Here is a 20,363-nt window from a genome sequence, read left to right on the forward strand (position 1 = left end):
AGAAAAGGGAAAGGGAAAAGGCCTGCATTTGCAGGCCTTTTTGTTTAGTTCAGCATATTGCGTATCACGTAGTGCAAAATGCCGTCATTGCGATAGTAAGTCAGCTCTGTAGACGTATCAATGCGGCAGCGGCATTCCAGCACTTCCTGCTTACCATCAGCGCGAGTTAGTGTTACCGCTAATGTTCCGCCCGGGCTGATATGCTCCAGATCGACAATGTCCAGTTTTTCCTCGCCAGTAAGTCCCAGCGTTTTGCGCGTAACACCTTGCGGGAATTCTAGCGGCAGGATCCCCATCCCAATCAGATTCGAGCGGTGAATACGCTCAAACGATTCGGCGATCACCACACGAATCCCCAGCAAACGCGGCCCCTTGGCGGCCCAGTCGCGGCTGGAGCCTGAGCCATACTCTTTACCAGCGATTACCGCTAATGGCGTTTTTTCCTGCTGATAGCGCATCGCGGCATCATAGATGGAGATCACTTCACTGCCCGGTAAATGGCGTGTCATTCCCCCTTCCACGCCTGGCACCATTTCATTACGGATACGAATATTGGCAAACGTGCCACGCATCATGACTTCATGGTTGCCGCGTCTGGATCCGTACGAGTTAAAATCACGACGCTCAACACCGTGGCTTTGCAGATAACGCCCCGCCGGGCTGTCCGCTTTGATACTGCCCGCTGGCGAAATATGATCGGTGGTGACGGAATCACCCAACATGGCCAGGATCCGCGCGCTGTGAATATCCTCCACCGGCTTCGGTTGTACCGCCATATCATCAAAGAATGGGGACAAACGAATATAGGTCGAATCGTTCTGCCAGTCGTAAGTGTCCGAACGCTGAACCTGGATGGCTTTCCATTCCGGGGTACCTTCAAACACCTCGGCATACTCCTTGCGGAACATTTCTGTCGAAACCTGCTCAACGGCACGCGCAATTTCGTTACCGGAAGGCCAGATATCCTTCAGATACACCGGATCGCCTTTCCGATCGTGGCCCAGAGGATCAGTTGCGAGGTTGATATTCATGTTCCCCGCCAGCGCGTAAGCCACCACCAGCGGGGGAGACGCCAGCCAGTTGGTTTTCACCAGCGGATGAATGCGGCCTTCAAAGTTACGGTTGCCCGACAGCACCGCGCCAACTGTCAGATCGCCCTCGCGGATCGCCTGCTCAATCGGTTCCGGTAACGGGCCCGAGTTACCGATACAGGTCGTACAGCCATAACCAACCAGGTTAAACCCCAACTCATCAAGGTAAGGCGTCAGGCGCGCTTGTGCCAGGTAATCGGAAACCACTTTCGAACCCGGCGCCAGTGAAGCTTTTACCCACGGCTGACGTTTCAACCCGAGTGCGACGGCTTTCTTGGCCAATAAACCAGCGGCCATCAGCACGCTGGGGTTTGAGGTATTCGTACAGGAAGTAATGGCCGCAATGACCACCGCGCCATCCGGCAACTGATATGAATGCCCATTGAGCACGTAGTCAACTGGTTTGCGGTCCTTCTGTGCTGTATTCAGTTCCAGTTCAGAGCTGGCAGCAAAGGCTTTAGGCACATCGCTAAGCGCTACACGATCCTGTGGACGTTTCGGGCCAGCAAGACTTGCCTCGACATCATGCATATTCAGTTCGAGTGTGCTGGTAAATACCGGCTCATCACCCGGGTTACGCCACATGCCCTGCGCTTTCGCGTAGACCTCAACCAGCGCAACCTGCTCTTTGCTGCGCCCACTAAGACGCATATATTCAAGTGTTACGGTATCAATAGGGAAAAAACCACAAGTGGCACCATACTCCGGCGCCATATTGGCGATAGTGGCGCGATCGGCGAGCGGCAGCGAATCGAGTCCATCACCATAAAATTCGACAAATTTCCCCACTACACCGTGTTTACGCAACATCTGCGTCACCGTCAGTACCAGGTCAGTGGCGGTAATGCCTTCTGGCAGCTTACCGGTCAGTTTAAAACCAACGACGTCAGGAATGAGCATTGACACTGGCTGGCCAAGCATGGCGGCTTCCGCTTCAATACCCCCGACGCCCCAGCCCAGCACGCCCAGACCATTGATCATCGTGGTATGGGAATCGGTACCGACCAGCGTGTCCGGGTAAGCAACCCACTCTTTGTCCTGTAATTCGCTCCACACGGCCTTGCCGAGGTATTCAAGGTTGACCTGGTGACAAATACCGGTGCCAGGCGGTACGACGCTGAAGCGGCTGAAGGCTTGCTGGCCCCAGCGCAGGAAAACGTAGCGCTCATGGTTACGTTCCATTTCCAGCCGGACGTTCTCTTCGAACGCATCATCATCACCAAAATGATCAACGGTGACAGAGTGATCGATAACCAAATCAACCGGTGACAGCGGGTTTACTTTGGCGGTATTACCACCAAGACGTTTTACCGCTTCGCGCATGGCCGCAAGATCAACGACCGCGGGAACGCCAGTAAAATCCTGCATCAGAACCCTGGCCGGGCGATAGGCAATTTCTCTGTCGGCGTGAGCCGTGCTTAGCCAGCCCGCCAGCGCACGGATATCCTCTTCAGTGACGGATTCTTCATCCTGCCAGCGCAGAAGGTTTTCGAGTAGTACTTTGAGTGACTTGGGTAGACGCGAAATATCTCCAAGTTGTCTGGCGGCCAGCGGCAAGCTGTAGTATTGGTAAGTTTTATTCTCTGCCTGCAACGTGTCCTTACTGGCTTCGCGTAGGGTCAACGACATGTGCTCCTCCTTACTTACAGGGATTGCGATACCCTGAGGATCTTCAGGGTCTGTATTAAAGATAACACAAACATATCGTAACGTTTTGATAACAACCCGAATTGCTACAAACGGGTAAATTTGCAGGTGATAAAATTAAAAACCCCGCAATTTGCGAGGTTTTTCAATTCATTACTCATTACCGGAAGAGCATCCAGACAATCTGAGCCCAAAAGAGGAGGGAAACAGAAAACACGGTGATCCACGACCAGTATTTCATTCGATAATGATTATTCATCAACTAATTACCCGAAAAACTATTCATTAAAACTGAGTCTTTACTCAATCTATTTATGCTGTGTATTAATTAAATAGTACATAAGAACATATCAATGAATAGCGCGGATAATTCCCCACAATTATTCTGATGATATAATTATTGTTTTTTGATGTCGTCTTCCGCAAAGGCATCAATAAAAGCTTGCTGCTGCGGCGTCAGTTTCCAGCATGCCGGAATAGAGGTCACAGTTTTGGTTTTGGCTTTCTGTGGTGTGTCACGAAGCTGACATACTTGCTTAACTGGTTCTAATCGACCCGCTATAGCCATTTTAACCCCAGAATTTCCAGATCAATAACGCAATAACCGCCCAAAATAAGGCAGAACCAAGAAATACAGCCAGCCAGGCTTTACGCTTGAGCTCAGGATCCCTTTTTGGCTCTTCACTTCCTGATGGCATTGCTAACCTCGCACAATCGACATCACTTATCATTTTGGCACCAACAATAGGTACGATTAATCATGGGATGAGACAAATCCTAAAAGAACTTTAGCCGAAAATCCAGTGAATTTACTCACCATTTTCAAAGAAATATTTAATCTTTTGACCACAAATAAATTATTGAAGTAATAAATTTGCAGACCAGCAATTTAGTTTCTATTTTTGTCGCTAATGAGTGACAGTGTCTGCTTTGAGGATGTGATTTCAATCACTGTAGAAGGTTTTTGATAAGTCAGATGATGGTAATAGCGATTTAACTTTAGTCAGAATTAAGGGTATCTTTTCAGTCAGAAAGATACCCTCCGACATTATTTTTGCGGCAACTTAATATCTTTAAACATCGCTTCTATATCTTCATTAGAACGCAATGCCACGGCAGTATCGACCACATCGCGAGTTAAATGCGGCGCAAAGCGTTGAATAAAATCATACATATAACTGCGTAAGAAAGTGCTGCGACGGAAGCCAATTTTGGTTGTACTGTGGCTGAAAATCTCATGAGCATCCAGCTTAACCAAGTCCGGATCGGAGACCGGATCGACCGCCATACTGGCAATAACACCTACCCCCAGACCAAGCCTTACATAAGTTTTAATAACGTCAGCATCGGTGGCGGTAAAGACAATACGCGGCGTTAACCCTGCGCGATTAAACGCGGTATCCAGCTCAGAACGGCCCGTAAAACCAAAGGTGTATGTTACCAGCGGATACTGCGCCAGTTCGTCAATCGTAACGGACTGCTTTGAAGCCAGCGGATGTTCCGGCGTGACTACAATTGAACGATTCCAGTGATAGCACGGCAGCATCACCAGATCGTCATACAGATGTAACGCCTCGGTGGCAATGGCGAAATCAGCATTGCCTTTCGACACCGCTTCAGCAATTTGCGTGGGCGAACCCTGGTGCATATGCAACGAGACACGCGGGTAACGCTCAATAAAACCCTTGATAACGTTGGGCAGCGCATAACGCGCCTGGGTATGTGTGGTGGCGACATAGAGTGAGCCTTTATCGGGCCAGGTGTGTTCCCCGGCCACCGATTTAATCGCGTCCACTTTCGACAGGACTTCACGCGCAATACGGATAATTTCCTGCCCGGCAGGCGTCACCTGGGTAAGATGCTTGCCGCTGCGGGAAAAAATTTGGATCCCCAGTTCATCTTCCAGCATGCGAACTTGCTTACTGATACCAGGCTGGGAAGTATAAAGCCCTTCCGCCGTCGAGGAGACATTGAGGTTGTGATTCACCACCTCGACGATATAACGAAGCTGCTGTAGTTTCATAACAGACCATCCCAAGTACGCAAACGGGTAATCGCTTAAGACAATTTAATAATAAAAAAACGTATTGCTATAACAACTATATCATTTATAGCTTCTGTGTATAGCAGCGAACAAACAATAATAATACAGGTATAAAAAAGGACCGACAGAGCGGCCCTTTATAGATAATTAACTGAAGTGACTTATTTTTTAGCTTCAGTCCATTTGTTATCGATATAGAAAGCCGACCACCCGGTTGCTTTTCCCTCTTTTTCCGATGCCACATACTGCTGCTTGGTTTTACGGCTAAAGCGGACAATCGTTTTATTACCTTCCGGATCCTGCTGTGGAGCATCGGCCAGATAACGCAGTTTCTCCGGCAGACGATCGCGGAAGCGATACAACTCTTCCACCAGCGGTGCACGCGTTTCACGCGATTTCGGGAAGGTATTAGCTGCGAGGAAAACGCCGGCAGCACCATCACGCAGAACGAAATAAGCGTCAGACTTCTCACAAGGCAGTTCCGGCAAAGGCACCGGATCTTCCTTCGGCGGCGCAACTTCACCGTTACGCAAAATTTTACGCGTGTTTTTGCAATCGTCGTTGGTACATGCCATGTACTTACCAAAACGCCCCATTTTCAGGTGCATTTCAGAACCGCATTTCTCACACTCAACAATCGGGCCGTCATACCCTTTGATGCGGAACTCGCCCTCTTCAATTTCGTAACCATCACAGGTGGGGTTATTTCCGCAGACATGTAATTTACGTTTTGGATCAATGAGGTAGCTGTCCATCGCCGTGCCGCATTTCTGACAACGACGTTTGGCGCGCAGCGCGTTGGTTTCCGCGTCATCGCCTTCCAGCACATTAAGCACTTCGTTTTCCGGCACCAGGTTAATGGTGGTTTTGCAACGCTCTTTTGGCGGCAGCGCATAGCCGGAACAGCCGAGGAATACGCCAGTACTGGCGGTACGGATCCCCATTTTACGACCGCAGGTCGGGCAGTCGATGCTGGTCAACACCATCTGGTTCGGTCGCATCCCGCCAACTTCCGGATCCTGTTCGGCTTGCTCAAGCTGGCGAGAGAAATCGCCAAAGAAGCTGTCCAGCACCTTACGCCACTCGGCTTCATGGTTTGCAACGCGGTCGAGGCTGTCTTCCATCTGCGCGGTAAAGTCGTAATTCATCAACTCGCGGAAGTTCTCTTCCAGGCGATCGGTGACAATTTCACCCATTTTTTCTGCGTAAAAACGACGGTTTTCCACGCGCACATAGCCTCTGTCCTGAATGGTCGAAATGATCGACGCATAAGTGGACGGACGGCCAATGCCGCGTTTTTCAAGCTCTTTAACCAGCGAAGCTTCGCTGAAACGCGCAGGCGGCTTGGTAAAGTGTTGCGCCGGAGTCAGTTCGACGAGCGACAGTACATCACCTTTATTCACCGACGGAAGAGTGCGATCTTCATCACCCTTGCGCAGTGCAGGCATCACTTTTGTCCAGCCATCAAAGCGCAAAATACGCCCGCGCGCTTTGAGGCGGAAATCGCCCGCGCCCACGGTCAGCGTCGTGGAATCGTACTGCGCAGACGTCATCTGACAGGCGACGAACTGACGCCAGATAAGTTGATATAGCTTCTGTGCGTCGGTTTCCATATCCTTCAGCGACTCAGCCTGCACCGCAACATCGGAAGGGCGAATAGCTTCGTGCGCTTCCTGGGAATTCTCTTTACTGGCGTACTGGTTAGCAGACTCCGGCAGGTATTTCTTACCGAAATTGTCGGCAATATAGCCACGAACCATGCTGACTGCGTCCTGACTCAGGTTGGTTGAGTCGGTACGCATATAGGTGATGTAACCGGCTTCGTATAAACGCTGCGCCATCATCATGGTTTTCTTCACGCCAAAGCCGAGACGCGTACTGGCAGCCTGCTGCAACGTCGAGGTGATAAACGGCGCACCCGGCTTGCTGCTGGTTGGTTTATCTTCCCGCTCCAGCACGGTGTAACGCGCTTTCTCCAGCAGGCTAACGGCGGCCATTGTCTGTTCGCGGTTGACCGGACGGAACGCTTTGTCACCATGGTGTGTCACCTGCAGTGGCAATGCGTCGCCGTCAGGCGTCGTGGTAGCAGCATCGATTTCCCAGAACTCTTCCGGAACAAAGGCTTTGATTTCGCGTTCGCGTTCAACCACCAGACGCACAGCAACAGACTGTACGCGGCCAGCAGAAAGACCACGGGCAATTTTCTTCCACAGCAGAGGCGAGACCATGTAACCCACAACGCGATCCATAAAGCGGCGCGCCTGCTGGGCATTCACACGGTCAATATTCAGTTCACCAGGCTTTTCAAAAGCCTGCCGAATGGCATTCTTGGTGATTTCGTTAAACACTACGCGGCTATAGCGTTTATCATCACCGCCGATCACTTCCCGCAGGTGCCATGCAATGGCTTCCCCTTCGCGGTCAAGGTCGGTTGCGAGATAGATGTGGTCAGCTTTCTCAGCCAGCGATTTCAGTTCAGAAACCACCTTTTCTTTGCCTGGCAGCACTTCATAATGTGCATCCCAGTTGTGCCATGGGTCGATCCCCATGCGATTGACAAGAGCGCCGCGTTCATCCTTTTTAGGCTTCTTAGCCGTTTTGGTGGAGGCTGAGTCTGCACTCTTTTTGGGTGCTGAGCCGCTGGTCGGCAAATCACGGATATGACCAACACTGGATTTAACCACATAATCATTACCCAGATATTTATTGATCGTTTTGGCTTTTGCCGGGGACTCAACGATAACGAGAGCTTTACCCATATTCACCTTTACCTAATTTAATTCTTCCAGGAATACGTCGACATTGCTTAACACCACCCACGACGAACCTTCACTATTGCGGCAACAGCAGGGGATATCAACCCCATATCTGGCCAGGCGCGTTAAACGGAGCATTCAGGTGGCTGAGTTTACAAGCTTTTTCGCGTCAGGATGATGTTGTACGACGGTGTTATGGTCGAATGTCAAGCAATTCTGTTGCCAGGTTGACGAAAGCGTCACACTGTACCTGATAAAATTTGTTACGCAACTTTATTAGCACGCAAAAACGAAACGCGCCAGCATAACAACAGGCCAAACCCTTTGCAAAAACAGGGAAAATTTGCTCCCTGTCGGGGCCAGCGGTAAACTTCAGAAAATTTTGAGGAGTAGAAAAATGACGGGTACATCTCAACCTATCGATCGTCAGACGTTGCTGGAGCTGGCTAACAAACTGATCCGTGAGCATGAAGATACGCTGGCAGGTATTGCAGCCACCAATGTTACCCAGCGGAATGGCGTGCTGGTGTTCAGCGGCGAGTACTATCTGGATGAGCAAGGTCTTCCGACGCCGAAAAGCACGGCAGTATTCAATATGTTCAAATATTTAGCCCATGAACTTTCTGAAAAGTATCATCTTATCGACTAACTAAAAACGCGAGGCTTCTGGCCTCGCGTTTTGTCTACATCAGGGGTTTTTGACCGCGCTGCCACCAGCGCATCAGCAAATGGTCAATACTTTCTGTTGCACTGCCGGTAACCCGCTCCATCATTTTCTTGCGTTGCTGGTATCGGACACCGATAACTTCATGATCCTCATACAGGCTGAGCAGCAGTTCGTCACTGGTGCCAATCTCATCAATCAAACCCTTATCCAGTGCCTGGGAACCGTACCAGTGCTCACCGGTCGCCACGCTTTCAATATCCAGCGCCGGGCGCATCTGATGAACAAAATCTTTAAATAAGTCATGGGTTTCATTTAGGCTTTCGCGGAATTTCTGTCGCCCTTCTTCGGTATTTTCACCCAGTAGCGTTAGCGTACGTTTAAACTGTCCGGCAGTATGCAGTTCAATATCAATCTCTTTACCTTTCAGGAAACGATTGAAGTTAGGGATCTGCGCCACCACGCCGATAGAGCCAATAATGGCGAAGGGTGCGGCAACAATTTTGTCCGCCACGCAGGCCATCATATAACCGCCGCTGGCTGCCACTTTATCGACGGCGATGGTCAGCGGAATATGTCTGTCACGCAGGCGCTGTAATTGAGAAGCCGCAAGACCATAACCGTGCACTACACCGCCGGGGCTTTCAAGGCGTAGAACGACCTGATCCTGCGGTTTTGCCACGGTCAGCACGGCGGTAATTTCCTCGCGCAACCCACTGACTTCGCCGGCATCCATACTGCCTTTGAAATCCAGCACATAAACACGCGATTTTGCTGGGTCAACAATTTTCCCTGCTTTTGCTTTCGCTTTGGCTTCCTTTGCCTCCTGCTTAAGCTTTTTCTTCTGCGCTTTATGCCACTGTTTCTGCTGATGAACGTCCAGCAACGAAGTAGACATTTCCTCCTGCATCTCTTTATATTGCTCGCTCAAACGGGCAATTTTTAGCTCGCCACGCTGACGCTTGCGCTGCGTCAGATTGACAATAAGCACCGCTATCACCGCAATCGCCACTACCACGGTCGCGATCTTAGCCAAAAAAAGACCATATTCAGACAGTAATTCCACGCGTACCACCTCGGTTACATCAATAATAATGGCCCCAGTGTACATGAGCCGTCCGGGCGCGTCTCGCGCAAGCCCGGCACCAAATGTGCCATGTTGCTGAATTTTTTAACACTCTCAGACTTAAAGGTTGAGCAACTCTCCACGAGGCCGATTGAAATAGACTGTCATTTAAGGCATAAAGCCAACATATTAAGGTGATTAACGGCCCGGCCTGAGGAGGCAGTGTGCATTATCAGCCGCAGCGCGATCTGCTAAATGACCGCATTATTCTTGTGACCGGTGCCAGTGACGGAATCGGTAAAGAAGCCGCCCTGACCTACGCTCGCCACGGCGCAAGTCTGATTTTGCTCGGACGCCAGGAAGCAAAGTTACGCCAGGTCGCGCAGGCCATAGAGGATGAGGGGCAGCAGGCGCAGTGGTTTACCCTGAATATGGCAACCTGTACGCCGGAAGAGTGCCTGCAGTTGGCGGCAACGATTGCTGCCGCCACACCTCATCTTGATGGTGTGCTACATAACGCCGGTTTACTGGGCGATGTCTGCCCGATGAGCGAACAAGATCCGGCGACCTGGGATGCCGTTATGCAGGTCAACGTCAACGCAACGTTCTATCTTACGCAGGCGCTTCTTCCTTTATTACTCAAATCAGACAGCGGTTCGCTGGTGTTCACCTCTTCCAGTGTTGGCCGTCAGGGACGCGCCAACTGGGGTGCTTACGCAGCGTCAAAATTCGCCACCGAGGGAATGATGCAGGTGCTGGCCGAAGAGTACCAGAACCGCCTGCGGGTCAACTGTATCAACCCGGGCGGCACGCGCACCAAAATGCGTGCCAGCGCCTTCCCTACAGAAGATCCGCAAAAATTGAAAACCCCCGCCGATATTATGCCGCTCTATTTGTGGCTGATGGGCGATGACAGCCGACGCAAAACCGGGATGAGCTTCGATGCTCAACCCGGCCGTAAACCAGGGATCGCACAATGAGTGAAGAACGTTATCAGCAACGTCAGCAGCGCGTAAAAGAACGCGTTGATGCGCGCGTGGCCGCCGCGCAGGACGAACGTGGAATTATTATTGTCTTCACCGGCAACGGCAAAGGCAAAACTACCGCGGCGTTCGGCACCGCTACGCGCGCAATCGGACATGGGAAAAAGGTCGGCGTGATCCAGTTTATCAAAGGGACCTGGCCAAATGGCGAACGTAACTTGCTGGAGCCATTGGGCGTGGAATTTCAGGTCATGGCGACAGGTTTTACCTGGGACACACAAAATCGCGAGAGCGACACAGCGGCTTGTCTGGCGGTGTGGCAACACGCGCAGAGGATGCTGGCAGATCCTTCTCTGGACATGGTGCTGCTCGATGAGCTGACCTACATGGTAGCGTATGATTATCTGCCGCTGGAAACGGTGCTGAATGCGCTGCGCAACCGTCCACCGATGCAAACTGTGATCATTACGGGGCGCGGCTGTCACCGGGATATTCAGGAACTGGCGGATACCGTCAGCGAACTACGTCCGGTTAAACATGCTTTCGAAGCAGGTATTAAAGCGCAGATCGGTATTGATTATTAATGGTAAATCTGGCCTGGCGATGATGCAGGCCAATTGACGAGCTACAACAATTCCGACGTTATAAAAGGGGCTTTCGCCCCTTTCTGTTAATCGTTTTTGTTACGCGCACTGCCGGGACGGCGAGCACCGCCAGGCTGGCTGTGGCGCTTCACGGCACGACGGATCTGGTTTGCTTTCATGCGGCGACGATCTTTTTCTACCGCCACTTTTGATTGCGTCTCAGCTTCCAGGCCAACCAGCTCGCGCAAATAGTTGGTCTGCGCCAGATCAAGTTCCGTCCAGCCGCCACGCGGCAGGCCTTTTGGCAGCGGGATATCACCGTAACGTACGCGGATCAGGCGGCTAACCTGGACACCCACCGCTTCCCAAAGGCGACGCACTTCGCGGTTACGTCCTTCGGTCAGGGTCACGTTATACCACTGGTTAATACCTTCGCCACCGCTGAATTTGATGGTTTTAAAGGCCGCAGGACCGTCTTCCAGTTGCACGCCGCGTGCGAGATCGCGCAGTTTAGCATCATCCACCTCACCAAATACACGCACGGCGTATTCGCGCTCGACTTCACGGCTCGGGTGCATCAGGCGGTTCGCCAGCTCACCATCGGTGGTGAACAGCAACAGACCACAGGTATTGACGTCGAGACGGCCAACAGCAATCCAGCGTGCACCACGCAATTTCGGCAGGCGATCGAAGACGGTCGGGCGGCCTTCAGGATCGTTGCGGGTGCAGAGCTCGCCTTCTGGTTTGTAGTACGCCAGCACTCGACAAATTTGCTCAACGGACTCTTTCACCGAAATGAGGTGACCATCGATACGAATTTTCAACCCCGGCGTCACCTCAACGCGGTCCCCCAGCGTCGCGATTTTACCGTCGACGCTGACGCGGCCAGCTTCAATAATAGATTCGATCTCACGGCGGGAGCCGTGGCCAGCTCGCGCCAGCACTTTCTGTAGTTTCTCGCTCATAGAGCATCCTTAGGTGTCGCCTTCACAGGCGTCGAATAGGGTCATCAGTCCGGCGAAGCCGCTGCTGAAATGGCCGCGTAGTATAGCGGCTTGCGTCACTATAAGAAAGGCTTAACGTCGCCGACGCCTTCGCGCAGCACCACCGGCAAGTCATTGGTTAAGTCTATCACGGTCGTTGGTTGCTGCCCGAGATAGCCGCCGTGGATGATCAGATCGACGACTTTTTCCAGGCGATCTTTAATTTCATCAGGGTCGGATTCGGTAAAATCGCTGCCTGGCAGCATTAATGACGTTGAGAGCATCGGCTCATTGAGCGCTTCCAGCAGTGCCAGCGCAATCGGATTCGACGGTACGCGTAGCCCGATGGTTTTGCGTTTTTCCTGCAATAAACGACGCGGTACCTCTTTTGTCCCTTTCAGGATAAAAGTGTAATTACCAGGCGTATTGTTTTTAATAAGACGAAACGCCACATTATCAACAAATGAATAGGTCGACAGCTCGGACAGATCGCGGCACATCAACGTAAAGTTGTGGCCATCCGGCAGATGACGGATGCGGCAAATTCTTTCCATCGCGCCTTTATCCTCGATTTTACACCCCAGCGCATACCCGGAGTCAGTGGGATAAACAACCACACCGCCCTTACGCACGATCTCCACCGCCTGATTAATTAATCGTGGTTGTGGGTTTTCCGGATGAATATAAAAAAACTGACTCATACTTCCCTCTCTTACGTTTTACTGCGGCTGCTCCCATTTCAGCCAGACGCCTTCAACACCAGCCGGTAGCCAGAGTTTTCGCCCCAGTTCAATCCACGGGCAGGGCTGATGGAAATCCGATCCTTGCGACGCCAGCAAACCATACTGGCGGGCATATACGGCGAGCTGCGCTCGTTCATTGGGAGCCTGCTGGCATTGGGCGACTTCCATCGCCTCTCCGCCGCGGTCAGCAAAATGCGCCAGCAGTCTTTTCAACCATTTAGCGGAAAGATTATAACGACCAGGATGGGCCAGCACCGCCGTTCCGCCAGAATGATGAATCACTTCAATAGCTTGTTCTATTGTACACCACTGCGGCGGAACATATCCGGTTTTCCCACGCGCAAGATATTTTTTAAAAACATCGGCGATGTTACTGGCCTTACCCTGCGCAACCAGAAAGCGGGCAAAGTGACCACGCGTCACGCTCGCGCCCCGTGCCAGTTGTTGTGCGCCCTCCCACGCACCGGGGATATGCGCTTTTTCCAGACGTTCGGCTATCAATTGCGCACGCAGGACACGACGGGCGGACTGCTGCTGCAAAAATTCGCACATCGCCGGGTGATCGATATCGATATTCAGACCCACGATATGGATTTCATGATTTTCCCAGACGGTGGAGATTTCCACGCCGCTAATTAATTTCAGCGCCAGCCTGGCGCGGGCAATTTCAGCCCGTGCCACAGGGATCGCAGTTGTGGTATCGTGATCCGTAATGGCCAGCGTGCCGACACGCATTTCTACCGCGCGATGTACCAGTTGTTCCGGGGAAAGCAGGCCGTCAGAGGCACTGGTGTGGCTATGCAGGTCATAAATAATGGCGTAATTCGTGTCGCTCAAAGCGGCTCCGTAAATTTATCAGGGCATCTATTTGCGCCCTATCATAACGGTTAGCCAACTTTTTCTGAAATCGAGGGTTGACTTTCCCTCCATGAACCAGTTAACTAGTACGTAAGTTCACACGACAAGGTATCGCAACAATGAATGCACATTTCTCTGTTACTCGCTGGTGGCGCACTCCCTGAACAGGGCTGTGAGATCTCGTGCGCATTCAGCATACCGATACCCGGCCCGCTCACTCAGCGGGCTTTTTTTTGAACAAATTTATGAGAGCGACTATGCAAACGCAAAAACCAGCACTCGAACTTCTTACCAGCAACGCCGCATACCGTGACAATCCGACGGCGCTGTTTCAGCAATTATGCGGTGATCGACCGGCAACACTTCTGCTGGAATCCGCCGATATCGACAGTAAGGATGATTTAAAAAGCCTGTTGCTGGTCGATAGCGCACTGCGTATTACCGCGCTCGGTGACACTGTCACTATTCAGGCGCTAACAGCCAATGGCGCCTCCCTGCTAAACCTGCTTGATACGGCGCTGCCTGCCGGGGTTGAAAACACCGTGCTGATAGATGGCCGCGAATTGCGTTTTCCGTCGGTCAGCACGCTGCTGGATGAAGACGCCCGCCTGTGTTCGCTCTCGGTATTTGACGCTTTCCGCCTGCTGCAAACACTGGTGGACGTCCCGGCAGATGAACGCGAAGCGATGTTTTTTGGCGGCCTGTTTGCCTATGACCTGGTCGCTGGCTTTGAAGATTTACCGCAGCTTTCCCACGACCGTCGCTGCCCGGATTACTGCTTCTATCTCGCGGAAACACTCCTGGTGATCGACCACCAGAAAAAGCAGACGCGTATCCAGGCGAGCGTGTTCAGCCAGGATGCCAGCGAAAAAGCGCGCCTGCTTGAGCGTATTAATGTCCTGCGCCAGCAGTTGGATCTCCCCGCAGAGTCGCTGCCGGTACAAACCATCGCGCATATGCGTTGCGAAACCAATCAGAGCGATGAAGAGTACGGCGCCGTTGTAAGGGAGATGCAGAAAGCAATTCGCAGCGGCGAAATTTTCCAGGTTGTCCCGTCGCGCCGCTTTACGCTGCCTTGCCCCTCGCCGCTGGCCGCTTATGAAGTGCTGAAAAAGAGCAACCCCAGCCCGTATATGTTTTTCATGCAGGACGCTGATTTTACCCTGTTCGGCGCATCGCCAGAAAGTTCACTGAAATATGACGCCAGTAACCGTCAGATTGAGATCTACCCCATCGCCGGAACGCGCCCTCGCGGTCGTCGCCCGGATGGTTCGCTGGATCGCGATCTCGACAGCCGTATCGAACTCGACATGCGTACCGACCACAAGGAACTTTCTGAGCACCTGATGTTGGTCGATCTGGCGCGTAACGATCTGGCACGCATCTGTACGCCCGGCAGTCGTTATGTTGCCGACCTGACAAAAGTGGATCGTTACTCCTATGTTATGCACCTGGTTTCCCGCGTGGTGGGCGAACTGCGTCATGATCTGGATGTGCTGCATGCTTACCGCGCCTGCATGAATATGGGGACGCTTAGCGGCGCGCCGAAAGTCCGCGCCATGCAACTGATTGCCAAGGCCGAAGGTGCACGGCGCGGCAGCTATGGTGGCGCTGTCGGTTACTTTACCGCTCACGGCGATCTGGATACTTGCATTGTCATTCGTTCCGCGTGGGTTGAAGACGGCATTGCCACTGTTCAGGCCGGCGCTGGCGTAGTACTGGATTCTGTACCGCAGTCTGAAGCCGATGAAACCCGTAATAAAGCTCGCGCGGTTCTGCGCGCCATTGCCACCGCACACCACGCACAGGAGACGTTCTGATGGCTGACATTCTGCTGCTCGATAATATCGACTCTTTTACTTACAACCTGGCGGATCAGTTGCGTGCAAGCGGACATAATGTGGTGATTTATCGTAACCATGTACCCGCACAAACCTTAATTGACCGCCTGGCGACGATGCAAAACCCGGTTCTGATGTTGTCACCCGGTCCGGGCGCGCCGTCGGAAGCTGGCTGTATGCCGGAACTGTTAACGCGTTTGCGAGGCAAGCTGCCGATTATCGGTATCTGCCTTGGGCACCAGGCGATTGTGGAAGCCTACGGCGGTTATGTCGGCCAGGCCGGTGAAATACTGCACGGCAAAGCCTCCAGTATTGAACATGATGGCCAGGCGATGTTTGCCGGTTTAAGCAGTCCGCTGCCGGTGGCGCGTTACCATTCGCTGGTTGGCAGCAATATTCCCGCCGGGTTGACCATCAATGCGCATTTCAACGGCATGGTGATGGCGGTACGTCACGATGCGGATCGCGTCTGCGGCTTCCAGTTCCACCCAGAATCGATCCTCACCACACAGGGCGCGCGTCTGCTGGAACAGACACTGGCCTGGGCGTTGCAGAAACTCGAGCAAAGCAACACGCTGCAACCCATTCTGGAGAAACTTTACCAGGCGCAAACCCTCAGTCAGCAAGAGAGCCACCAGCTTTTCTCGGCGGTGGTTCGTGGTGAGCTGAAGCCGGAACAACTGGCCGCAGCGCTGGTCAGCATGAAGATCCGTGGCGAGCACCCGAATGAGATTGCCGGTGCTGCTACGGCGCTGCTGGAAAATGCGGCGCCCTTCCCGCGCCCAGATTATCCGTTTGCGGATATCGTCGGCACTGGCGGTGATGGCAGCAACAGTATCAATATTTCCACCGCCAGCGCGTTTGTCGCTGCAGCCTGCGGGCTGAAGGTCGCTAAACATGGTAATCGCAGCGTTTCCAGCCGTTCAGGTTCATCCGATCTGCTGGCCGCATTTGGTATTAATCTGGACATGAATGCCGACAAATCGCGCAACGCATTGGATGAACTTGGTGTCTGCTTCCTGTTTGCGCCGAAATACCATACGGGATTCCGCCACGCGATGCCGGTACGCCAGCAGTTGAAAACCCGCACCCTATTTAACGTGCTGGGGCCGCTCATCAACCCGGCACATCCGCCGCTGGCACTGATAGGTGTTTACAGCCCGGAACTGGTGTTGCCGATTGCGGAAACCCTGCGCGTCCTCGGTTATCAGCGTGCGGCCGTAGTGCATAGCGGCGGTATGGATGAAGTGTCATTACATGCGCCGACGCTGGTTGCGGAGCTAAACAACAGCGAAATTAAAAGTTACCAGTTGACTGCCGAAGACTTTGGTCTGACGCCTTATCATCAGGAGCAGCTTGCGGGTGGTACGCCGGAAGAAAACCGTGACATTCTGACGCGCTTATTACAAGGTAAAGGCGAAACTGCTCATGAAGCCGCGGTGGCCGCCAACGTCGCGATGCTGATGCGTCTGCACGGCAACGAAGATTTACGGGCCAACGCGCAGAAAGTACTGGATGTGCTGCACAGCGGAGCAGCCTACGACAAAGTCACCGCACTTGCGGCAAGAGGATAAAAGATGCAGACCGTTTTAGCGAAAATCGTCGCCGACAAAGCCTTATGGGTTGCGGCGCGAAAGAAGCAACAACCGCTGGACAGTTTCCAGAACGACGTCGTGCCGAGTACACGCAGCTTCTACGATGCCCTGCAAGGAACACGTACTGCCTTTATTCTGGAATGCAAAAAAGCGTCACCGTCCAAAGGCGTTATCCGTGACGATTTCGATCCGGCGCGCATCGCCGGTATTTATAAACATCACGCTTCGGCAATTTCCGTACTGACCGATGAGAAATATTTTCAGGGCAGTTTCGATTTTCTGCCTATCGTCAGCGCCATCGCGCCGCAGCCGATCCTGTGCAAAGATTTTATTATCGATCCGTATCAGATCTATTTGGCGCGTCACTACCAGGCCGATGCTTGCCTGTTGATGCTGTCAGTACTGGATGACGAGCAGTACCGCCAGCTTGCCGCCGTAGCGCACAGCCTGAAGATGGGCGTGCTGACTGAAGTGAGCAACGAAGAAGAATTGCAACGCGCTGTTGCGCTGAAAGCGAAAGTGGTCGGCATTAATAACCGCGATCTGCGCGACCTCTCGATTGATCTCAACCGTACCCGCCAGCTTGCACCGCGTCTGGGTAATGGCGTCACTGTGATCAGCGAGTCCGGCATCAATACCTATGCTCAGGTTCGCGAACTAAGCCACTTTGCCAATGGCTTCCTGATTGGCTCGGCACTAATGTCTCATGATGATCTTGATGCCGCCGTGAAACGCGTGCTGCTCGGCGAGAACAAGGTTTGCGGGTTGACTCGCGCAGAAGATGCGCGTGCTGCCCATGACGCGGGCGCGATTTATGGTGGATTGATTTTTGTCGCCTCCTCGCCGCGCGCTGTCTCCGATGAACAGGCACAGGCGGTAATGCAGGGCGCGCCGCTACATTATGTCGGTGTGTTCCGTAATGCCACGGTTGAAGATGTGGTGGCAAAAGCGAAAACGCTGGCACTCTCTGCGGTGCAGTTACACGGCAGCGAGGATCAGGCCTATATTGACGCTCTGCGCGCGGTATTGCCTGCCGGGACGAAAATCTGGAAAGCGCTGAGCGTCAGCGACACCCTGCCGCCACGTCACTTACAGCAGGTTGATAAATATGTCTTCGACAACGGCCAGGGCGGCAGCGGTCAAAGCTTCGACTGGTCACTGCTGGCCGGTGAGCCGCTCGATAATGTGCTGCTGGCTGGCGGCCTGAGCGCAGATAATTGTGTGCAGGCGGCGAAAACCGGCTGTGCCGGGCTCGATTTTAATTCAGGCGTGGAGTCGGAACCAGGAATTAAAGATGCCAGCAAATTGGCTTCGGTTTTCCGTACACTGCGTGCTTATTAAGGAAAAAAGAGAATGACGACACTATTAAATCCATGGTTTGGCGAGTTTGGCGGCATGTTTGTTCCACAGATCCTGATGCCTGCGCTGCGCCAACTGGAAGAAGCATTTGTCAGCGCCCAGAGCGATGCGGATTTTCAGCGCCAGTTTAACGATCTGCTGAAAAACTACGCCGGGCGTCCGACTGCGCTGACAAAGTGCCAGAACCTGACTGCCGGTACCCGCACCACACTATACCTGAAACGTGAAGATCTGCTGCACGGAGGTGCGCACAAAACCAACCAGGTTCTCGGTCAGGCGCTGCTGGCAAAACGGATGGGTAAAACCGAAATCATCGCAGAAACCGGCGCAGGGCAACATGGCGTTGCATCAGCACTTGCCAGCGCTCTGCTCGGCCTGAAGTGCCGCATCTATATGGGCGCAAAAGATGTTGAGCGCCAGTCGCCAAACGTCTTCCGTATGCGCCTGATGGGCGCAGAAGTGATTCCGGTACACAGCGGCTCCGCCACGCTAAAAGACGCCTGTAACGAAGCGCTACGTGACTGGTCCGGCAGCTACGAAACCGCGCACTATATGCTCGGCACAGCTGCTGGCCCACACCCATTCCCGACCATAGTGCGTGAATTCCAGCGCATGATCGGTGAAGAGACCAAAGCGCAGATCCTCGAAAAAGAGGGGCGCCTGCCAGATGCCGTGATTGCCTGCGTCGGCGGCGGCTCTAATGCTATTGGCATGTTTGCCGATTTTATCGATGAAACCGGCGTTGGCCTGATCGGCGTTGAACCGGCCGGTCACGGTATTGAAACCGGCGAACACGGCGCGCCGCTGAAGCACGGCCGCGTGGGCATCTATTTCGGTATGAAATCGCCGATGATGCAGACCGATGAAGGGCAGATTGAAGAGTCTTATTCCATCTCCGCTGGGCTGGATTTCCCGTCTGTCGGGCCGCAGCATGCGCATCTCAACAGCATTGGTCGCGCTGATTATGTGTCGATTACCGACAACGAAGCGCTGGATGCTTTTCAGATGCTGAGCCGCCATGAAGGGATTATTCCGGCGCTGGAATCTTCGCACGCCCTCGCCCACGCGCTGAAAATGATGCGCGAAAACCCGGATAAAGAGCAGTTGCTGGTGGTTAACCTCTCCGGCCGCGGCGATAAAGACATCTTCACCGTATATGACATCCTGAAAGCGCGAGGGGAAATCTGATGGAACGCTACGACAATCTGTTTAAACGGCTCGCCGACCGGAAAGAAGGCGCTTTCGTTCCCTTCGTTACGCTGGGTGATCCATCGCCGGAACAGTCACTGAAAATTATCGATACGCTGATCGAAGCCGGCGCGGACGCACTGGAATTGGGGATCCCCTTCTCCGATCCGCTGGCCGATGGCCCGACGATCCAAAGCGCGACGCTGCGCGCTTTCGCCGCTGGTGTTACGCCGACGCAGTGCTTTGAAATACTGGCGGCCATTCGTCAGAAGCATCCGACCATTCCAATTGGCCTGCTGATGTATGCTAACCTGGTGTTCAGCGGCGGTATTGATGAGTTTTATGCAAAATGTGAAAAAGTCGGTGTCGATTCAGTTCTGGTAGCCGATGTGCCGATTGAAGAGTCTGCTCCTTTCCGTCAAGCGGCGATGCGCCACAACGTTGCGCCAATTTTTATCTGCCCGCCGAATGCCGACGATGAACTGCTGCGTCAGATTGCCTCTTATGGTCGCGGTTATACCTATCTACTGTCGCGATCTGGCGTGACCGGTGCGGAAAACCGTGCGGCGCTGCCATTGCATCACCTGGTGGAAAAATTGAAGGAATACCACGCTGCACCGCCGTTGCAGGGCTTTGGTATCTCCGCGCCTGATCAGGTCGCAGCTGCCGTGAATGCTGGTGCTGCGGGCGCTATTTCCGGCTCGGCAATTGTCAAAATTATTGAAAAAAATCTGCAAAACCCCACGACGATGCTGGCTGAACTGAACGCTTTTGTTCAGAGCCTGAAAGCCGCTACGCTGCCGCGTTAATCCTGTTGCCGCCTGTTCCCCCAGGCGGCCTCTTCTTGCCTCAGTCAGAATATCCGTTTGCCAGGCACCTGGCTGTATGTTGGCAGCCAAAAAAGAACCGTCTTTATCATCCATTAATGGTAACCCATTGTTAAAAGATTCATATTTTCTGT

The 20,363-nt window shown here is 53.0% G+C and carries 18 protein-coding genes and 1 other annotated feature; of the genes, 8 read left to right on the forward strand and 10 right to left on the reverse strand.

Annotated features, from left to right (window positions below):
• Positions 1-44 precede the first annotated feature (44 nt).
• From acnA to topA, 6 genes are all read right to left on the reverse strand, one after another.
• Positions 45-2,720, reverse strand: a complete 2,676-nt coding sequence (gene acnA, locus BM427_RS07805; RefSeq protein ID WP_090120564.1) for an aconitate hydratase AcnA — start codon at positions 2,718-2,720, stop codon at positions 45-47.
• Positions 2,721-2,898: 178 nt separating this feature from the next.
• Positions 2,899-2,997 carry a small membrane protein YmiC gene (ymiC, locus tag BM427_RS25955; protein WP_244316578.1) on the reverse strand — a complete coding sequence of 33 codons (99 nt, stop codon included), beginning with the start codon at positions 2,995-2,997 and terminating at the stop codon, positions 2,899-2,901.
• 138 nt (positions 2,998-3,135) lie between these two features.
• Positions 3,136-3,306, reverse strand: coding sequence for a YciX family protein (locus BM427_RS25690; protein ID WP_090120565.1), 171 nt, complete (start codon positions 3,304-3,306; stop codon positions 3,136-3,138).
• A 1-nt stretch (position 3,307) separates the two neighbouring features.
• On the reverse strand, positions 3,308-3,469 hold the full coding sequence (locus BM427_RS07815; protein WP_090120567.1) for a YmiA family putative membrane protein: 162 nt from the start codon (positions 3,467-3,469) through the stop codon (positions 3,308-3,310).
• A gap of 317 nt (positions 3,470-3,786) precedes the next feature.
• Positions 3,787-4,761 carry an HTH-type transcriptional regulator CysB gene (gene cysB / locus BM427_RS07820; protein WP_090120568.1) on the reverse strand — a complete coding sequence of 325 codons (975 nt, stop codon included), beginning with the start codon at positions 4,759-4,761 and terminating at the stop codon, positions 3,787-3,789.
• Positions 4,762-4,943: 182 nt separating this feature from the next.
• Positions 4,944-7,541: a type I DNA topoisomerase gene (gene topA, locus BM427_RS07825; RefSeq protein WP_090120569.1), complete on the reverse strand. Its 2,598-nt coding sequence runs from the start codon at positions 7,539-7,541 to the stop codon at positions 4,944-4,946.
• 394 nt (positions 7,542-7,935) lie between these two features.
• Here topA and BM427_RS07830 point away from each other — a divergent pair, with 394 nt between their 5' ends.
• The gene (locus BM427_RS07830; protein ID WP_090120570.1) at positions 7,936-8,187 is read left to right on the forward strand and encodes a YciN family protein; all 252 of its coding nucleotides are present in this window, start codon (positions 7,936-7,938) and stop codon (positions 8,185-8,187) included.
• Between the two features lie 34 nt (positions 8,188-8,221).
• Here the strand turns inward: BM427_RS07830 and sohB are convergent, their stop codons facing one another.
• Entirely contained in the window at positions 8,222-9,268 is a 1,047-nt protein-coding gene (gene sohB, locus BM427_RS07835; RefSeq protein ID WP_090120733.1) for a protease SohB, read from the reverse strand.
• A gap of 224 nt (positions 9,269-9,492) precedes the next feature.
• Here sohB and BM427_RS07840 point away from each other — a divergent pair, with 224 nt between their 5' ends.
• Both BM427_RS07840 and cobO read left to right on the forward strand, forming a co-directional pair.
• Entirely contained in the window at positions 9,493-10,248 is a 756-nt protein-coding gene (locus BM427_RS07840) for a YciK family oxidoreductase (RefSeq protein WP_090120572.1), read from the forward strand.
• Entirely contained in the window at positions 10,245-10,835 is a 591-nt protein-coding gene (gene cobO, locus BM427_RS07845; RefSeq protein WP_090120573.1) for a cob(I)yrinic acid a,c-diamide adenosyltransferase, read from the forward strand. The genes BM427_RS07840 and cobO overlap by 4 nt, the downstream gene beginning before the upstream one ends.
• Positions 10,836-10,921: 86 nt before the next feature.
• On the opposite strand, the gene rluB is transcribed toward cobO, so the two are convergent.
• From rluB to rnm, 3 genes are all read right to left on the reverse strand, one after another.
• Complete coding sequence (gene rluB, locus BM427_RS07850; protein WP_090120575.1) at positions 10,922-11,800, reverse strand: 23S rRNA pseudouridine(2605) synthase RluB; 879 nt, start codon at positions 11,798-11,800, stop codon at positions 10,922-10,924.
• A 98-nt stretch (positions 11,801-11,898) separates the two neighbouring features.
• Complete coding sequence (locus BM427_RS07855) at positions 11,899-12,519, reverse strand: L-threonylcarbamoyladenylate synthase (protein WP_090120577.1); 621 nt, start codon at positions 12,517-12,519, stop codon at positions 11,899-11,901.
• A gap of 18 nt (positions 12,520-12,537) precedes the next feature.
• Positions 12,538-13,398 carry an RNase RNM gene (rnm, locus tag BM427_RS07860; protein ID WP_090120579.1) on the reverse strand — a complete coding sequence of 287 codons (861 nt, stop codon included), beginning with the start codon at positions 13,396-13,398 and terminating at the stop codon, positions 12,538-12,540.
• Between the two features lie 161 nt (positions 13,399-13,559).
• Positions 13,560-13,654 (forward strand) — a sequence feature (Trp leader region).
• A gap of 22 nt (positions 13,655-13,676) precedes the next feature.
• Between rnm and BM427_RS07865 the strand changes: the two genes are divergently transcribed.
• The 5 genes from BM427_RS07865 to trpA are packed head-to-tail and all read left to right on the forward strand — an operon-like array spanning position 13,677 to position 20,211.
• Entirely contained in the window at positions 13,677-15,239 is a 1,563-nt protein-coding gene (locus BM427_RS07865) for an anthranilate synthase component 1 (protein WP_090120581.1), read from the forward strand.
• Positions 15,239-16,834: a bifunctional anthranilate synthase glutamate amidotransferase component TrpG/anthranilate phosphoribosyltransferase TrpD gene (trpD, locus tag BM427_RS07870; protein WP_090120582.1), complete on the forward strand. Its 1,596-nt coding sequence runs from the start codon at positions 15,239-15,241 to the stop codon at positions 16,832-16,834. Before BM427_RS07865 ends, trpD begins: the two co-directional genes overlap by 1 nt.
• Before the next feature lie 3 nt (positions 16,835-16,837).
• Positions 16,838-18,196, forward strand: coding sequence for a bifunctional indole-3-glycerol-phosphate synthase TrpC/phosphoribosylanthranilate isomerase TrpF (gene trpCF, locus BM427_RS07875; protein ID WP_090120583.1), 1,359 nt, complete (start codon positions 16,838-16,840; stop codon positions 18,194-18,196).
• 12 nt (positions 18,197-18,208) lie between these two features.
• Positions 18,209-19,402 (forward strand): tryptophan synthase subunit beta, encoded by a 1,194-nt coding sequence (trpB, locus tag BM427_RS07880; protein WP_090120585.1) that lies wholly within the window; start codon positions 18,209-18,211, stop codon positions 19,400-19,402.
• Positions 19,402-20,211: a tryptophan synthase subunit alpha gene (trpA, locus tag BM427_RS07885; RefSeq protein WP_090120587.1), complete on the forward strand. Its 810-nt coding sequence runs from the start codon at positions 19,402-19,404 to the stop codon at positions 20,209-20,211. Before trpB ends, trpA begins: the two co-directional genes overlap by 1 nt.
• The last annotated feature ends 152 nt before the right edge of the window (positions 20,212-20,363 follow it).

Source organism: Kosakonia arachidis (assembly GCF_900116535.1).
In the GTDB taxonomy this organism is placed as follows: Bacteria; Pseudomonadota; Gammaproteobacteria; order Enterobacterales; family Enterobacteriaceae; genus Kosakonia; species Kosakonia arachidis.

Bases quoted from the DNA above. Each gene is read 5' to 3' on its own strand.
- acnA (WP_090120564.1), bottom strand. From the start codon at position 2,720: ATGTCGTTGACCCTACGCGAAGCCAGTAAGGACACGTTGCAGGCAGAG.
- ymiC (WP_244316578.1), bottom strand. From the start codon at position 2,997: ATGAATAATCATTATCGAATGAAATACTGGTCGTGGATCACCGTGTTT.
- BM427_RS25690 (WP_090120565.1), bottom strand. From the start codon at position 3,306: ATGGCTATAGCGGGTCGATTAGAACCAGTTAAGCAAGTATGTCAGCTT.
- BM427_RS07815 (WP_090120567.1), bottom strand. From the start codon at position 3,469: ATGATAAGTGATGTCGATTGTGCGAGGTTAGCAATGCCATCAGGAAGT.
- cysB (WP_090120568.1), bottom strand. From the start codon at position 4,761: ATGAAACTACAGCAGCTTCGTTATATCGTCGAGGTGGTGAATCACAAC.
- topA (WP_090120569.1), bottom strand. From the start codon at position 7,541: ATGGGTAAAGCTCTCGTTATCGTTGAGTCCCCGGCAAAAGCCAAAACG.
- BM427_RS07830 (WP_090120570.1), top strand. From the start codon at position 7,936: ATGACGGGTACATCTCAACCTATCGATCGTCAGACGTTGCTGGAGCTG.
- cobO (WP_090120573.1), top strand. From the start codon at position 10,245: ATGAGTGAAGAACGTTATCAGCAACGTCAGCAGCGCGTAAAAGAACGC.
- rluB (WP_090120575.1), bottom strand. From the start codon at position 11,800: ATGAGCGAGAAACTACAGAAAGTGCTGGCGCGAGCTGGCCACGGCTCC.
- BM427_RS07855 (WP_090120577.1), bottom strand. From the start codon at position 12,519: ATGAGTCAGTTTTTTTATATTCATCCGGAAAACCCACAACCACGATTA.
- BM427_RS07865 (WP_090120581.1), top strand. From the start codon at position 13,677: ATGCAAACGCAAAAACCAGCACTCGAACTTCTTACCAGCAACGCCGCA.
- trpD (WP_090120582.1), top strand. From the start codon at position 15,239: ATGGCTGACATTCTGCTGCTCGATAATATCGACTCTTTTACTTACAAC.
- trpCF (WP_090120583.1), top strand. From the start codon at position 16,838: ATGCAGACCGTTTTAGCGAAAATCGTCGCCGACAAAGCCTTATGGGTT.
- trpB (WP_090120585.1), top strand. From the start codon at position 18,209: ATGACGACACTATTAAATCCATGGTTTGGCGAGTTTGGCGGCATGTTT.
- trpA (WP_090120587.1), top strand. From the start codon at position 19,402: ATGGAACGCTACGACAATCTGTTTAAACGGCTCGCCGACCGGAAAGAA.